The 16277-nt window shown below is 41.8% G+C and carries 12 protein-coding genes; 11 read left to right on the top strand and 1 reads right to left on the bottom strand.

The genetic code is table 11. The features are described 5' to 3' along the window. The 7 genes from dnaA to glyS all read left to right on the top strand — a co-directional run. Positions 1–936, top strand: a 936-nt coding sequence (dnaA, locus tag DXX92_RS00005) for a chromosomal replication initiator protein DnaA (RefSeq protein WP_115998547.1), incomplete at its 5' end; no start/stop codon positions are given. 27 nt (positions 937–963) lie between these two features. Beyond that, positions 964–2067, top strand: coding sequence for a DNA polymerase III subunit beta (gene dnaN, locus DXX92_RS00010; RefSeq protein WP_115998548.1), 1104 nt, complete (start codon positions 964–966; stop codon positions 2065–2067). Then, positions 2067–3185 (top strand): DNA replication/repair protein RecF, encoded by a 1119-nt coding sequence (gene recF, locus DXX92_RS00015; RefSeq protein ID WP_115998549.1) that lies wholly within the window; start codon positions 2067–2069, stop codon positions 3183–3185. Before dnaN ends, recF begins: the two co-directional genes overlap by 1 nt. A 5-nt stretch (positions 3186–3190) precedes the next feature. Further along, a complete protein-coding gene (gene gyrB / locus DXX92_RS00020; RefSeq protein ID WP_115998550.1) occupies positions 3191–5626 on the top strand; it encodes a DNA topoisomerase (ATP-hydrolyzing) subunit B in 2436 nt (811 codons plus the stop codon). Between the two features lie 258 nt (positions 5627–5884). Beyond that, the gene (locus DXX92_RS00025; protein ID WP_115998551.1) at positions 5885–6409 is read left to right on the top strand and encodes a nuclear transport factor 2 family protein; all 525 of its coding nucleotides are present in this window, start codon (positions 5885–5887) and stop codon (positions 6407–6409) included. 378 nt (positions 6410–6787) lie between these two features. Further along, on the top strand, positions 6788–7735 hold the full coding sequence (gene glyQ, locus DXX92_RS00030) for a glycine--tRNA ligase subunit alpha (protein WP_115998552.1): 948 nt from the start codon (positions 6788–6790) through the stop codon (positions 7733–7735). Further along, positions 7735–9810, top strand: a complete 2076-nt coding sequence (gene glyS / locus DXX92_RS00035) for a glycine--tRNA ligase subunit beta (RefSeq protein ID WP_115998553.1) — start codon at positions 7735–7737, stop codon at positions 9808–9810. Before glyQ ends, glyS begins: the two co-directional genes overlap by 1 nt. Positions 9811–9930: 120 nt before the next feature. Here glyS and tusA read toward each other — a convergent pair whose 3' ends face one another. Beyond that, complete coding sequence (gene tusA, locus DXX92_RS00040) at positions 9931–10173, bottom strand: sulfurtransferase TusA (protein ID WP_115998554.1); 243 nt, start codon at positions 10171–10173, stop codon at positions 9931–9933. A 393-nt stretch (positions 10174–10566) separates the two neighbouring features. On the opposite strand from tusA, the gene DXX92_RS00045 reads away from it, so the two are divergent. The 4 genes from DXX92_RS00045 (at position 10567) to DXX92_RS00060 (ending at position 16244) form a co-directional block, all read left to right on the top strand. Continuing rightward, positions 10567–12381 (top strand): transglycosylase SLT domain-containing protein, encoded by a 1815-nt coding sequence (locus DXX92_RS00045; protein WP_181901657.1) that lies wholly within the window; start codon positions 10567–10569, stop codon positions 12379–12381. Positions 12382–12612: 231 nt separating this feature from the next. After that, positions 12613–13932 carry a Xaa-Pro dipeptidase gene (gene pepQ, locus DXX92_RS00050; RefSeq protein WP_115998556.1) on the top strand — a complete coding sequence of 440 codons (1320 nt, stop codon included), beginning with the start codon at positions 12613–12615 and terminating at the stop codon, positions 13930–13932. Beyond that, positions 13925–14638 carry a YigZ family protein gene (locus tag DXX92_RS00055; protein ID WP_245961363.1) on the top strand — a complete coding sequence of 238 codons (714 nt, stop codon included), beginning with the start codon at positions 13925–13927 and terminating at the stop codon, positions 14636–14638. Before pepQ ends, DXX92_RS00055 begins: the two co-directional genes overlap by 8 nt. Positions 14639–14792: 154 nt before the next feature. Continuing rightward, on the top strand, positions 14793–16244 hold the full coding sequence (locus DXX92_RS00060) for a TrkH family potassium uptake protein (RefSeq protein ID WP_115998557.1): 1452 nt from the start codon (positions 14793–14795) through the stop codon (positions 16242–16244). Positions 16245–16277 lie beyond the last annotated feature (33 nt).

The raw sequence follows: 16277 nt of genomic DNA on the forward strand, positions 1-16277 counted from the left end.
GTTGCTGATAACCCTGGCTCAGCTTATAACCCATTGTTTATTTATGGTGGCACAGGCCTAGGTAAAACTCACTTATTGCACGCCGTGGGAAATGGCATTTTACTCAATGATCCTAAAGCTAAAATTGCCTACATGCACTCAGAACGCTTTGTCCAAGATATGGTCAAAGCGCTGCAAAATAATGCGATAGAAAAGTTTAAACAATACTATCGATCGGTCGATGCGCTATTGATCGATGATATCCAGTTTTTCGCTAATAAAGAGCGAACGCAGGAAGAGTTTTTCCACACTTTTAACGCCTTGTTAGAAGGTAATCAACAGATCATTTTAACCAGTGATCGTTACCCCAAAGAGATTGAAGGGGTAGAGGATCGTTTGAAGTCTCGTTTTGGTTGGGGCTTAACACTGGCGATCGAACCGCCAGAGTTAGAAACTCGCGTCGCAATTTTGAAGCGCAAAGCGCAAGAAAGCCAAATCAATCTAGCGGATGAAGTTGCGTTTTTTATTGCTAAACGTTTGCGCTCAAATGTGAGAGAATTAGAGGGTGCATTGAACCGTGTAATTGCTAATGCTAACTTCACTGGACGACCGATTACGATTGATTTTGTTCGAGAAGCACTGCGGGATTTATTGGCCTTGCAAGACAAGCTGGTCACAATTGACAATATTCAAAAAACAGTTGCTGAATATTACAAAATTAAAGTGGCTGACTTGTTGTCAAAACGACGTAGTCGGTCAGTGGCTAGACCTCGACAAATAGCAATGGCATTATCTAAAGAATTAACGAATCACAGTTTACCTGAGATTGGTGATGCTTTTGGTGGCCGCGACCATACAACAGTATTACATGCTTGCCGCAAGGTGAAAGACTTGCGCGAAGAAACGCACGACATTAAAGAAGATTATTCAAACTTAATAAGAACACTGTCTTCCTAACGGAATAAAATAAAACAGGTATATAGCATGAAGTTTTCACTTAATAGGGAATCATTACTTAAACCTTTGTTATTGGTATCGGGTGCGGTTGAGCGTAAAAGTACCTTACCTATCTTAAGTAATATCCTTTTTGAGATTAGTGATCAGTCATTAACGCTAACCGCCACTGATTTAGAATTAGAAATGGTCGCTGGTACCCAGATTGAAAATGAAGGGGATAGCGGTAAACTTACGGTACCTGCAAAAAAATTACTCGATATTTGTAAAAGCTTACCAGAAGATTCTCGTTTAACGTTCGAGGCACAAGGTGAGACGGTTATTATCAGTACGGGTCGAAGTCGTTATTCGTTATCAACCTTACCTGCAACTGACTTTCCTAATATTGAAGAATGGAAAGGTGATGTAGAGTTCAGAATTATGAAATCTGAACTGTTGCGCTTGATCGAAAGTACTCATTTTTCCATGGCAAATCAAGATGTTAGGTACTATCTTAACGGTATGTCTATTGAAACGGAAGGAAGTGAAATACGTTCAGTTGCGACAGATGGTCACCGCTTAGCTATATGCAAAATTGCCAATGAGTCCCTAGCTTTACCGGCACGACAAGTTATTGTCCCTCGCAAGGGTATTTTAGAAATTATCCGTTTGTTAGATCCAGTGGATGAAGAGATTCAGGTTTTCCTTGGTTCAAACCATGTGCGTATCATTGATAATGAATACTCTTTTACCAGTAAGTTAGTGGATGGTCGTTTCCCAGACTATCGTCGCGTGTTGCCAAGAAATGGCGATAAAGTACTTGAAACGAATAAAGATCTTTTGCGCCAAGTGTTGTCTCGCGCATCTATTCTATCGAATGAAAAGTTTAAAGGGGTGCGTTTGAATTTTGCTGCTAATGAATTAAAGATTACAGCAAATAATCCTGAGCAAGAGCAGGCAGAAGAAGTCATCGAAATTAGCTTCCCATATGAAGATTTAGAAATTGGTTTTAATGTTAGTTATGTACTTGATGTACTGAATGCCATTAAAGAACAAGAGGTAAAATTTACCTTAGCTGATGCTAATAGTAGTGTTGTTATTGAAGGGCGCGAATCAGGCGAAGCACTCTACGTTGTTATGCCAATGCGTTTGTAATGAGTATAGATTCAGTCTACGTAAACAATTTTCGTAACTTAGCAGAACAGCGTATACAACTAAATCGCCAATTAAATTTTATCCTTGGTGATAATGGCTCCGGAAAAAGTAGCTTTTTAGAAGCTATTTTTTTTGTAGGGCACGGCAAGTCTTTCAGAACGACTAAATCTGATACTGTTTGTCATTTTGATGAAGAAGAATTTTTCATCAATGTAAAAGATGAAGAGCAGCTTAGTTTTGGCTTAAGTAAGCACAAAGACAATGTGAGCTTTTTAATAAAAAAGCAAGGCAATCGTATTAATAAGCTTTCTGAGTTGGCTGATCATTTTGCTGTACAAATAGTGACACCAGAAAGTTTTAAATTGTTTTTTGGCGGAGCAAAAGAGCGGAGAAAATTCTTAGATTTAGGATTGTTTCACGTGGAACATAAGTTCAGTTCTTCGTGGAAGTTGTTCGCAAAGATATTAAAACATCGCAACGCTTGTATTAAAAGTCGTTTGGACAATCAGCATTTTGCATACTGGACTAACGAATTTATAAGAGCTTCTACTGTTTTAGCAGAACTTAGACAAGCGTATTGTGAACAACTCGCTGACGAGTTATCAATTTGGCTCGATATATTGATGCCTGAACTATCGCCTGAAATTACGCTAAGTTATTTTCGAGGCTGGTCGGCGAATAAGGAATTAGTTGATACATTAGTAAGTTTTAAAGAGAAGGAGTTTAAACAAGGCTTCACTGCAGCAGGCGCTCATAAATTTGATATTAAATTTTTAGTGTCAGGAAAGCCGATAGAACTTAAGTTGTCACGAGGGCAACAAAAGTTGTTTTTAGTTGCATTAACTTTTGCTCAAATGAAATTAATTGAGCAAGTAAAGCAAGTAAAAGCAATTTTGCTTATAGATGATATAGGTGCAGAATTAGATACCGAATCGCGAAGTCGATTTTATCAAGCGCTTAAATTATTGAACTGTCAGGTTGCAATATCAGCGATTGATATTGCAGCAATTCAACCCTTGCTAGACAAGCTTGAACAAGACAAACTTAAGCAACAAGAAAACTACACTATGTTTCACGTGGAACATGGCAAAATTTCAAGAATAGAAGAAATAGGCTAAACGCTATGACAGTAGAAAACGATTATGGTTCGGACAGTATTAAAGTCTTAAAAGGACTTGATGCTGTTCGTAAAAGACCTGGGATGTACATCGGTGACACTGATGATGGTACAGGTTTACACCACATGGTATTTGAGGTTTTAGATAACTCTATTGATGAAGCGTTAGCAGGGCACTGTAACGACATTATCGTTACCATTCATTTAGATGGCTCAGTGTCTGTTAGGGATGATGGTCGTGGTATTCCAACCGATATTCACCCTGAAGAAGGCGTTTCAGCAGCAGAAGTTATCATGACGGTACTTCACGCTGGTGGTAAATTTGGTGGTGAAGATTCTGGCTACAAAGTTTCTGGTGGTCTTCATGGTGTAGGTGTTTCGGTAGTAAACGCCTTAAGTGACAAGCTAATGCTAACCATTCGCCGTGCAGGTAAAGTGCATGAGCAAGAATATCACCTAGGCGAACCGCAAGCACCACTTGCCGAAGTAGGTGAAACAGAGTCAACAGGTACAGAAGTTCGTTTCTGGCCAAGTGCTGACATCTTCTCTGATATTGAATTCCATTACGATATCTTACTTAAGCGAATTCGCGAGCTTTCTTTCCTGAACTCTGGCGTTTCAATCAAATTAATTGATGAACGCGAAGAAGATAAGAGCGAACACTTCCATTACGAAGGTGGTATTCAAGCCTTTGTTGATTACCTAAATACCAACAAAACACCGGTCAATGAAGAGATTTTCTACTTTGATTTAGACCGTGAAGATGGCATTACTGTTGAAGTAGCAATGCAGTGGAACGATGGCTTCCAAGAAAATATTTTCTGTTTTACCAATAACATTCCGCAACGTGATGGTGGTACCCACTTAAGTGGTTTTAGAGCTGCACTGACTCGTACGCTTAACAGCTACATGGTGAAAGAAGGCTTAAACAAAACTAAGAAAGGTGAAACTAATACCTCAGGTGATGACGCACGTGAAGGTTTAACTGCGGTTATTTCAGTGAAAGTACCTGATCCTAAATTCTCTTCACAAACTAAAGATAAGCTAGTGTCATCTGAAGTAAAAACGGCAGTTGAACAAGCCATGGGTGAGAAGCTAGGCGACTACCTATTAGAAAACCCAGGTACGGCTAAAACCATCATTATGAAAATTATTGATGCCGCTCGTGCCCGTGAAGCAGCGCGTAAAGCACGTGAAATGACACGTCGTAAAGGTGCATTAGATATTGCTGGTTTACCGGGTAAATTAGCTGACTGTCAGGAAAAAGACCCAGCACTTTCTGAACTATACATAGTGGAGGGTGACTCTGCGGGTGGCTCAGCTAAGCAAGGTCGTAACCGTAAGAACCAAGCTATCTTGCCTCTAAAAGGTAAGATTCTAAACGTTGAAAAAGCACGTTTTGATAAGATGATTTCATCTGCTGAAGTTGGCACATTAATCACGGCATTAGGTACTGGTATTGGTCGTGATGAATACGACCCTGAAAAACTACGTTACCACAGCATCATTATCATGACCGATGCGGATGTCGATGGTTCACACATTCGCACCTTATTGCTGACTTTCTTCTACCGTCAAATGCCAGAAATTATGGAGCGTGGTCATGTATACATTGCTCAACCTCCACTGTATAAAGTAAAGAAAGGTAAGCAAGAGCGTTATATCAAAGATGATGAAGCGCTAACTGAATACCTAACTACACTCGCGCTTGAGAATGCTGAAATTCATGTTAATGAATCTGCTCCTGCAATTTCTGAAATTGCGTTAGAACAGTTAGTTAATCAATACCGCGCGACCATGGATACCATTTCACGCATTTCACGCCAAATTCCACAAGATATTCTTGAGAAGATGGTATACAGCAATGAAGTTGGTGTTGATGATTTTGCTGAACAAACTAAAGTTGAAGCTTGGGTAGCAAACTTAATTGAGCAGCTTGAAAATCAAGAGGGCAATGGTTCAATTTACTCTGTTGATGTGAAGCACGATGCTGAGCGAAATATTTACCACCCTGTATTTAATGTTCGTCAACACGGCATAGACAAGCAATATAACTGTAGCTATGACTTCATTCACTCGAAAGAGTTTGAAGCGATTATGAAGCTTAACAGCGCGATTAATGGCTTAATGGAAGAGGGAGCATTTGTTAAGCGTGGTGAGAAAGTTAAACCAGTCACATCGTTTGAAGAAGCGCTTAACTGGTTAATGGCTGAGTCTAAACGCGGTCAATACATTCAACGTTACAAAGGTCTAGGTGAGATGAACCCAGATCAACTTTGGGAAACAACCATGGACCCAGAAACACGTCGAATGTTAAAAGTAACCATTGAAGATGCAATCGCCGCAGACCAACTGTTTAATACTTTAATGGGTGATCATGTTGAACCGCGCCGTAACTTTATCGAAGATAATGCATTAAAAGTATCTAACTTGGATGTGTAGTTGTTTAACTCGTAATACATAATTACACACAACTAGATTAGCAAAGGCCACTTAAGTTAAGTGGCCTTTTTCTTTTTCAATTCATATGGTTGATAGAGAGATATAAAAGACAAGTATAGGCAATATAGCTAAATTAGTTGTCCATATGGTCGATATAATGCTAACTAATAGTAGTATGCGGTTATTAGCATTGTTCGTTATAAGCACCCATGCTAGCCTAGTTACAGACATTACAATCTGTTATTAAGGGAAATCACAGTGTCAAAACAAAAAACTAACCGTCGCTTATATGCCATCACGTTAATGCTAGCCGCACTTGTCTTACCTAAATGGGCGTTAGCGGGGGAGCCTGAAAAGGAAGTGGTAAAGCAAGATATTCCAGCATTACTGAAAGCTTATGGTAAAACTTGGGCGGAGCAAGATGTTGAAGCTGCGGTAGCACTTCACACTGAAGATACAGTATTTCGTATTATGGTTGCTGGTGTTAAGCCTGCAAAAGGTAAAGCGGAACTGCGCGAGCTGTTAACTGCAATATTTACTTCAATGCCTAATTATTCTTCTACACCAAAAAAAGTCATCATTGGCGATAACTATGGCGTATTTGAATATGACATGCATATTGAGGCTAATCTAGTGCCGCAAGTTGGCCCTCATGTCTTTAAGCCATCAGACAAGCCTTATTCTATCCCTGCCGCTGATATCATTATTTTCGAAAATGGTTTGGTTAAAGAGAAGGTGACTTACTTGGATATCGAAACCGTTCGAGCTAATCAAAAACAGTAAGCTACTAAAAAACATAGTGCTACTAAATATTCTTTAGCATTTAAGATAGAGCCCCACATTGTAGTGGGGCTTTTTGTTTTAAGAGTAAGAGTTTCTATTTCTTATCAAATGGCAAAAGTAAGTCAAACCAACCATTCAAATATTTCATTCAACAGTGCAGTTTCACCCTGCTAAATTTTATCTTTGCTAACCGCTGGAGGAATATGTGAAAACCTTGTGTTTCTTAGGCGCTAGCCCTAGGCGAAATAAACGCCATTGGGTATACTAGGCGACTATTTTTTTATTCATTTAAGCTGTCAGGGCTCTTTTAGGTTTTTCACCGTTAAAATCCTTTACAGCGACTAGCAAAAAGAGCATTTGGCTCGCATTTGGAACGACATGAGTAGCTTTGATATTAAAACCTTTCAGGGGCTAATCTTGCAATTGCAAGATTACTGGTCTCGCCAAGGCTGTGTAATCATTCAGCCGTTAGATTTAGAAGTAGGCGCGGGAACTTTCCACCCAATGACATTCTTACGCGCTATTGGCCCTGAGCCAATGAGCAGCGCTTACGTGCAGCCGTGTCGTCGTCCAACTGATGGTCGTTATGGTGAAAACCCGAACCGTCTGCAACATTACTACCAATTCCAAGTGATGTTGAAGCCAAATCCAAAGAACATCCAAGAGTTATACTTAAACTCATTAAAAGAGTTAGGTATAGACCCACTTGTTCACGACATTCGTTTTGTTGAAGATAACTGGGAGTCGCCAACATTAGGTGCATGGGGCCTTGGTTGGGAAGTTTGGTTAAACGGTATGGAGATCACCCAGTTTACTTACTTCCAACAAGTAGGTGGCTTAGAGTGTGCGCCAGTGACGGGTGAAATTACTTACGGCTTAGAGCGTTTAGCCATGTACATCCAAAACGTGGACAGTATCTACGACCTAGTGTGGACTGACGGTCCTATGGGTAAAGTAATGTACGGCGACGTTTTCCATCAAAACGAAGTTGAGCAATCGGCTTATAACTTCGAGCACGCTGATGTGAATGATTTATTCCATCAGTTTGATCAGTGTGAAAAAGTGTCACAAGACTTAATTGAAAAGGGCTTACCTTTACCAGCTTACGAGCAAGTGATGAAAGCATCTCACGCATTTAACTTACTTGATGCCCGTCATGCGATTTCTGTTACTGAGCGTCAACGTTATATCTTACGTGTTAGAACCTTAGCGAAAGCGTGTGCCGAAGCTTATTACAATGCTCGTGAAGCATTAGGCTTCCCGCTGTGTGCACGTGCAGAAGAAAGTGCCAACGCAAAAAACAAAGTAGTTGAGGGGAAAGCATAATGACGACAGAAACATTGCTTATCGAATTAGGTACGGAAGAATTACCACCAAAAGCACTAAGCACCCTGGCGAGCACTTTCCATCAGCAAATTATTACGCAATTAGAGCAAGCAGACTTAGCGTTTGAAAGCAGTAAGTGGTTTGCATCTCCTCGTCGTTTAGCGGTTCAAGTGAAAGCACTTGCGGCAAAACAAGCTGACAAAGTAGTTGAAAAGCGTGGTCCTGCAACTAACGTTGCATTTGATGCTGACGGTAAGCCAACGAAAGCTGCTGAAGGCTGGGCACGCTCAAACGGTATCACTGTAGAACAAGCAGAGCGTTTAACCACAGACAAAGGTGAGTGGTTATTACACAAGGCAAGCCAATCGGGTAAAACCGTTGCTGAACTAATTCCTGCAATGGTGGTCACTGCATTAGGTAAACTACCTATCCCTAAACCTATGCGTTGGGGCAGCGAGCGCATACAGTTTATTCGTCCAGTACACACACTAACTATGATGTTTGGTGGCGAGTTAATTGCAGGCGAAGCACTGGGTGTTGCATCGGCAAACCAATTGCAAGGTCACCGTTTCCACTACCAAGAAAACGACGGTCTTATTACCTTAGATCATGCCGACAACTATGAAGCTGTGCTTGAGTCTGCCTTTGTTATTGCTGATTACGACAAGCGTAAAGCGCTTATCGTTGAGCAAGTAGCGAAAGCGGCTGCCGATATTAATGGTGATGCGATTGTTGATGCTGGTTTACTTGAAGAAGTAACAAGCATAAACGAATGGCCAGTAACCTTAGTGGGGAGCTTTGACGAGGAATTCTTGTCAGTGCCGGCAGAGCCATTAATTTACTCGATGCAAGATCACCAGAAATACTTCCCGGTAAAAGATAAAGATGGTCAATTAAAAAACCAGTTTATCTTTGTCGCTAATATCGACAGTAAAGATCCACAGCAAGTTATTTTCGGTAACGAAAAAGTGATTCGTCCACGTTTAGCGGATGCAGAATTCTTCTTTAAAACCGATAAAAAGCAAAGCTTAGAGTCACGCTTAACAAGCCTTGAATCTGTATTGTTCCAAAAACAGTTAGGCACGTTAAAAGACAAGTCTGAGCGCATTGCAGCATTAAGTGGCTTTATTGCCGAACAAATCGGTGAAAGCAAAGCAGATGCACACCGTGCTGGTTTGCTGAGTAAAACCGACTTGATGAGTGAAATGGTGTTAGAGTTCCCACAAGTTCAAGGAACCATGGGTAAATACTATGCTCAGCATGATGGCGAGTCAGAAGCGATTTCGCAAGCATTAGAAGATCAATACCGTCCACGCTTTGCCGGTGACAGTCTACCAGAAGCAAACATTGGCTGTGCTGTGGCGATTGCCGATAAAGTAGATTCATTAGTTGGTATCTTTGGTATTGGCCAAGCTCCAAAAGGTGACAAAGACCCATTTGCACTTCGCCGCGCTGCTATTGGTTTAATTCGTATTATTATTGAAAAAGAATTAAACCTAGATATCGCTTCATTGATCGCTCATAGCCAAACACTGTTTGGTGACAAACTGACTAATGACAATGTTGCCGTTGATGTCATTGAATTTGTCATGGGGCGCTTTAAAGCTTATTTCGAAGAGCAAGGCATTAGCGTTGATGTTATTCAATCAGTGCTAGTAAACAAGCCAACTTCGCCTTTAGATTTCCAACAACGTGTCAGTGCCGTAGCGCATTTTAAAACGTTAGCGGAATCTGAAACCTTAGCGGCAGCCAATAAACGTGTTGGTAATATCTTGGCTAAGTTTGATGGTGAGCTACTGGCTGACGTTAATACTTCGTTATTATCAGAAGCGGCAGAGCAACAACTAGCTAGCGCCTTTGCTAAAGTTGCTGAGCAAGTAGCACCAGCAATGGCAAATAAAGACTATCAAAGTGTGCTAACTTCATTAGCCACTATTAAAGAAGAAATCGATAACTTCTTCGAGCATGTGATGGTGATGGCAGATGATGAAGCGGTGAAAACTAACCGTTTGACACTATTAAATAACATCCGTAACAGCTTCTTAGCAGTTGCTGATATTTCGGTATTGCAGTAACAGTTACTGTTGTCCTTAGTTAGGCTTAGTTAGGACTAGTCATAGTGATTAAAAAAGGAGGCTGATGCCTCCTTTTTCTTTATATTCAATATCTTATCTGTAGAAGTCAGGTAACTAAAACTAAGCTTTTTTAATAATGTAGGTATAAATCCCATCGTCACTCGCTTGAGTAACCAACTCATGCTCCATAAAGCGACAAAAGCTTGGAATATCGCGTGTCGTTGAGGCATCGTCCGCTTTGATAAATAGCGTTTCGCCGCTGGCCATATTACGAATATGTTTACGCACCATCATCACCGGCTCTGGGCAACGTAAGCCAATGGCATCAAGGAAATGATCAGTTTCTGTTTGTTGAGCGCTCATTCGTAAACCTTAACGTTATCTAAATTTAAATTTGTGCAAAATAAATAGGGCGGCGATCCTACCTGATTCATTCATCAGATAAAAGTTTAGCCGTATAAAATTTACACACTGTTACTGCTAACCATTTAACGTAACGATAAACAGGCTATTTATTGATTATCTGGTAAGACTTCTAAGTTATGCCGATAAAACAGAGATTCAGCGCTTGCATTGCTTAGCGATGCGTGAATAATTCAATTATGCCCCTTTTTCATCGCATGTTTTATGTTACCCAATAGGCGTCTTATTTCATTCTGTTTTGTTGCAGCAACAGCAATCTCAGGCTTGCTTGGTTCGCCAGCTACAGTGGCTTCAGTTGACCAGCGGTCGACCTTTTTAAAAGCTGAAAAACATGTGTGGAAACCAGATTCCCCTGAATATCAAAACTTATATCAGCAATTACACTATTATCCGCTTCAGCCGTATCTCGATCAAAAGCGCTTGATGGACAAAATTCGCCTGAGCGACGCGGCTGAAATTGAAGAGTTTTTATCAGAGTATCGGGGCACACCGCTAGATTGGCCATTGCGTAAAAAATGGCTGAACTATTTGGCTAAGCGAGAGCGCAAGGCGCTTTTTCTAAAGTTTTTTAAACCGAATAACGACGCTAAGTTAAGCTGTACACAGTTAAGGTATCAGTTGGCAGGGGGCATGCCGGAAAAGGTGGTGCTGCCGCAAGTAAAACAATGGTGGCTAGTAGGTAAGTCGCAAGATAAGGCCTGTGATCCAATTTTCAAACGCTGGAAGAAAGCTGGCTACCTTACGCCAGATCTAGTTTGGCAACGATTGAGCCTTGCAGCAGATGGTGGCAAGCATACTTTAATTCCTTATTTAACTGGGCTGTTGCCAAAGGAAGAGCAGTACTTAGGTAAACTGTTTCATCGGGTAAGACGTGACCCTAGCTATATTGCCAAGCTTTCTCGCTTTAAAACCTTTAATGAAAAAGAAACGCAAATTATGGCCTATGGCCTTAAACGGTTAATTTGGCGTGATCCGGAGCGCGCGTTAAAAACCTACCAGTTGGCACAGCAAAAATTTACATTTACCGAGCAGCAACAAGATTACCTCACTAAGCGCTTTGCACTCGCTTTGGCAACTAAACATCATGGGCAAGCGGATACTTGGCTTAGCAAAGTGAAACCAGACAAGCTCGATAGCAACTTAGTGCAATGGAAGTTAGCAACCGCACTAAAACAGCAAAACTGGCCGGATATTCAAAAAACCTTATTGGCATTACCAGATCGCCTACAAGAAAAACCACAGTGGCAATATTGGTATGCGCGCAGTATGGCCGAAGTCGGGCGTGACCAAGCGGCACGCGAGTTGATGTTAGATTTGGCAAAAAAGCGTCATTACTACGGTTTTATGGCAGCTAAATGGTTAAGCCAAAACATTAGCTTACAACATAACCCACTGCTGGTTGATGCCAAAGTGATCGATAACATTATTCAAAATCCAGCAGCTAAACGCGCTTTTGAATTGTTTCACCTTGAACGCTATAGCCAAGCCAGAAAAGAATGGAATTACTGGTTAGCCACCTTATCAAAAAGTGAAAAACTTGCGGCGGCTTCGTTTGCTTTTGAGCAAGGGTGGTTCGACAGGCCGATTTTTACCTTGGCCTCACAAGGTTATTTAGACGATGTCGAGCTGCGTTTCCCAATGGCTTACAAAGAAGATATCGCCAGCTATGCCGACAAACATAGCATTGACCCTAGTTGGGCATTTGCCATTGCACGCCGTGAAAGCTCGTTTATGCGTGACGCCCATTCTTCTGCTGGTGCGCGTGGGCTGATGCAAATTATGCCAGCAACGGCAAAACAGCTAGAGAAAAAAGCGGTTTCTAACCGTTATCTCGCCAATGCCAAAAATAATATCAAACTAGGGACTAAGTATCTAAAACGCTTACTCGACAGGTATGAGGGTAATTTAGTATTGGCGACTGCGTCATACAATGCTGGCCCTTATCGCGTAAAGCAATGGTTAGAAAAGGGCGAAACACTACCCGCTGATATTTGGATTGAAACTATTCCTTTTAAAGAAACACGTGAATACGTAAAAAGTGTGCTCGCTTATAAACAAATTTATCAGCATAAGCTCAATAGTGAAGGGGAATCGCCATTTACGACTGTGCTTGGTATGAAAATAGGCACTACGTCATTGAGTCAATAACCCAAGCCTTTGGCTGAAAAATATCGTAAAAACGTCATCAAACGTTGTCAAATCCGGCGTAATAGCTTTGATAGTAAAGTGATGTTTTTTACCTAATTCGCACTATTTTACTGCGTTTACAGCCTATTAGTGGTTAAAATAAGCCAAATTTTCAACTAGTGCCCAGCGTTGCTTAATGATTGTCACGCAACGTTGGTGCTATGAGTAATTAATCGTCACAAGAGAGCCTCTATGACTAACTTTGCCAATGTTTACCCTGCCCATATTAATGAACTTCAAGCACGAGCACGTAATGTGCTTAATCGTGAAAACCTTGAAGGATTAGTGATCCATTCAGGTAAAGAATTAAAAGTATTCTTAGACGATAATTCGTATCCTTTTAAAGTAAACCCACACTTTAAACATTGGTTGCCATTGACCAATGTAACTAATAGCTGGTTACTGATTAATGGTCATGACAAGCCAGTGTTAATTTATTATCAACCAGTGGATTTTTGGCACAAGGTTGAAGCATTAACAGATGATTTTTGGACACCGTTTTTTGACATTAAAGTGATCACAAATGCCGCAGAAGTCGATGCGCTGCTGCCTTACGATAAAGCAAACTATGCTTATATCGGCGAGCATATTGAGGTCGCTAAAGCCTTGGGCTTTGAGCAAATTAATCCAGATGGCGCATTAAGTTACCTGCACTTTCACCGTGCGTACAAGACCCCATATGAACAGGCATTGATGCGTTTATCAAATGAACGCGCAGTGGCAGGCCACTTAGCAGCAAAAGCGGCCTTTATGGCAGGCGAATCTGAATTTGAAATTCAACGTGCTTACCTGCAAGCTACGTCACATACCGATAGCGAAACGCCATATGGCAATATTGTTGCGCTTAATGAAAATGCGGCGATACTTCATTACACAGCGTTAGAGCGCAATAAACCTGAGCAGCACCGTTCATTCTTGATTGATGCTGGCGCTAACTATCACGGCTATGCGTCAGATATTACGCGTACCTATGCCTATGAGCAAAACGACTTTGCAGCGCTGATTGCTCGTATGGACAAGTTAATGCTTAACGCGGTTGACGGCCTGAAACCCGGTAAAAGTTATGTTGAATTACACTGCGAAACTTACCTTGATATTGGCCGCGTGCTGGCGGAATTTAACTTGATTCATTGCAGTGCAGAAGTTGCTGCTGAACAGGGCATAGTCTCAACCTTCTTCCCACATGGCTTAGGTCATCACCTAGGCTTGCAAGTACACGATGTTGGCGGCTTTATGGCGGACGAGCGTGGTACTCATATAGATACACCTGCACAGCATCCATTCTTACGCACATCACGTGCTGTTGAGGCTGAACAAGTCTTTACCATTGAGCCGGGTTTATACTTTATTGACTCTTTGTTAGCTGATCTCAAAGCGAGTGAGCACAGCAATGCAATTAACTGGGCACAAGTGGAAAAATTCAAACCATTTGGCGGTATTCGTATTGAAGACAACATTATCGTTCATCAATCGCATAACGAGAATATGACTCGAGACTTAAACCTTGGCTGAGCTTAGTCGCTCGTCTAAGGAAATAAAAGCACAGGAATTAAAGGCCAAGGAAGTAAAGGATAAAGAGTACACCAGTGCGCCGGGTTATTTAATTGCGACTGACGAGGTACTCGTTGAGACCGTCGTCAATCGCAGTCGCTTTCTATGTTACTTGTTTCCCTGCAATAGTTACCACGTAATGAAAGCCAGACTGACCGAGCTGCAACAAGCGCACCCCAATGCTAATCATCATTGCTATGCCTTTGTCAGCGGTGCACCGCAAGACAGTCAAGCCTATGGTTTTTCAGATGATGGTGAACCTAGTGGCACCGCCGGTCGACCAATGCTGGCGATGCTACAAGGCAGTGGCGTAGGTGAAGTTGCCGCGATTGTCGTTCGCTATTTTGGTGGTGTTAAGCTGGGTACCGGTGGCTTACAGCGCGCTTACGGCGGTGCTGTTAAAGAAGCGCTGCCTGCGCTGCCAACACACCATAAGGTGCTAACCGAAACACGCTTATTAAGTGTCAGTTACCAACAAGTTAGCGATATTCAGCATTTAATCAAATCAACCAATACTCAGGTCCTCGAAGAGCAATACCTAGAAAATATTAAGTTTGTATTGGCTATCCCCATTGATCAGCTTAAACTATTTAAACAACAATTGCTTACCTTATCTAGCGGGACATTGCGCTTAGAAAAGCGCCTAGAAAAATCGAGTGGCGCTTAAGTGGAATGTCGAGTTTAAACGATGAGCAGAAAAGCAATTAGCCATAGCAAGTGCCACCCAGCTTAGACCAACAAGAGATCAAGCACAGCTCAGTTATTAAATAGCTAAGGTGCACTTAACGAAACCACAGAACAAAGCTAAGTAGCGTATATCAGTGCAATATAGAAACATTATTCGTATTTTAGGGCTACTAGTCGCGCTACTCAGCGTGACTATGTTACCGCCTGCTGTTGTGTCACTCATTTATCGCGATGGTGGCGGTGTTCCTTTCTTAATGGCCTTTATGTGGTGTTTGTTTATTGGTCTTGCCCTGTGGTATCCCAATCGACAGAAAAAGGACGACTTGCGAGCGAGGGAAGGCTTTCTTATCGTAGTCTTGTTTTGGACGGTATTGGCAAGCTTTTCAGCGATTCCACTGATGTTGTTGGAAACCCCAAATTTAACAACCACCGATGCTTTTTTTGAATCTTTCTCTGGGTTAACCACTACAGGGGCCACTATATTAACGAAAATTGATGGCTTACCTCATGCGGTACTGTTTTATCGTCAGCAATTGCAGTGGTTAGGTGGCATGGGAATCATCGTACTCGCGGTAGCGGTTCTGCCCATGCTAGGGATCGGTGGTATGCAGCTCTACCGTGCGGAAACCCCAGGGCCAGTGAAAGACTCGAAAATGACCCCCCGCATCGCCGATACTGCCAAACATTTATGGTATATCTACTTATCGTTAACCATTGCTTGTGCTGTTGCTTATTGGTTAGCGGGTATGTCGGTTTTTGATGCTATTTGTCACTCGTTCTCGACGATTGCGATTGGTGGCTTCTCTACTCATGATGCCAGTATGGGCTACTTTAATAGCCCAGTGATCAACTTAATTTGTGTTGTCTTTCTTATTATCGCAGGCATCAATTTTGCGCTGCATTATGCGGCGGTGCAAAACAAGTCTATTCGAAACTATTTTGCCGATCCGGAATTTAAGTTCTTTATTACCTTGCAGGTAATTTTGACGGCGATATGTTTTGCTGTGTTGATGAGCCATAACACTTATCAAAGTGCTGATGTCGCCTTGGATCAGGCATTGTTTCAGTCGGTTTCTATTAGTACGACAGCGGGCTTTGCCACCACGTCTTTTGCTGATTGGCCAACCTTGCTGCCACTACTACTTATTTTTGCCAGCTTTATCGGTGGCTGTGCAGGCAGTACTGGCGGTGGTATGAAAGTGGTGCGCGTTGTGTTGTTGTACCTACAAGGTGTACGTGAGCTTAACAAGCTTGTTCATCCCAAGGCTGTGTTCACGATTAAGTTAGGTCGCAAGGCGTTACCTGATCGTGTTATCGAGGCGGTTTGGGGTTTCTTCTCTGCTTATGCGGCAGTCTTTGTGATTTGTATGCTGTTGTTGTTAGCTTCTGGTATGGACGATATTAGCGCCTTTACTGCGGTAGCAGCTTGTATGAATAACTTAGGCCCAGGGTTAGGCGAAGTTGCGGCAAACTTTGCGTCGATCAACGACTTTAGCAAGTGGGTATTGATTGTCGCTATGCTGTTTGGTCGTTTGGAAATATTTACCTTACTTGTTCTGTTTACCCCTGCGTTTTGGCGTAATTAATACCACGCGCAATATGTATAACTAAGAAATCTA

The sequence above is a fragment of the Thalassotalea euphylliae genome, from assembly GCF_003390395.1.
Lineage (GTDB): Bacteria > Pseudomonadota > Gammaproteobacteria > Enterobacterales > Alteromonadaceae > Thalassotalea_F > Thalassotalea_F euphylliae_C.

What these genes read in the sequence shown, in the direction of transcription:
- dnaN (WP_115998548.1), top strand. Translation starts at nt 964, where the DNA reads ATGAAGTTTTCACTTAATAGGGAATCATTACTTAAACCTTTGTTATTG.
- recF (WP_115998549.1), top strand. Translation starts at nt 2,067, where the DNA reads ATGAGTATAGATTCAGTCTACGTAAACAATTTTCGTAACTTAGCAGAA.
- gyrB (WP_115998550.1), top strand. Translation starts at nt 3,191, where the DNA reads ATGACAGTAGAAAACGATTATGGTTCGGACAGTATTAAAGTCTTAAAA.
- glyQ (WP_115998552.1), top strand. Translation starts at nt 6,788, where the DNA reads ATGAGTAGCTTTGATATTAAAACCTTTCAGGGGCTAATCTTGCAATTG.
- glyS (WP_115998553.1), top strand. Translation starts at nt 7,735, where the DNA reads ATGACGACAGAAACATTGCTTATCGAATTAGGTACGGAAGAATTACCA.
- tusA (WP_115998554.1), bottom strand. Translation starts at nt 10,173, where the DNA reads ATGAGCGCTCAACAAACAGAAACTGATCATTTCCTTGATGCCATTGGC.
- pepQ (WP_115998556.1), top strand. Translation starts at nt 12,613, where the DNA reads ATGACTAACTTTGCCAATGTTTACCCTGCCCATATTAATGAACTTCAA.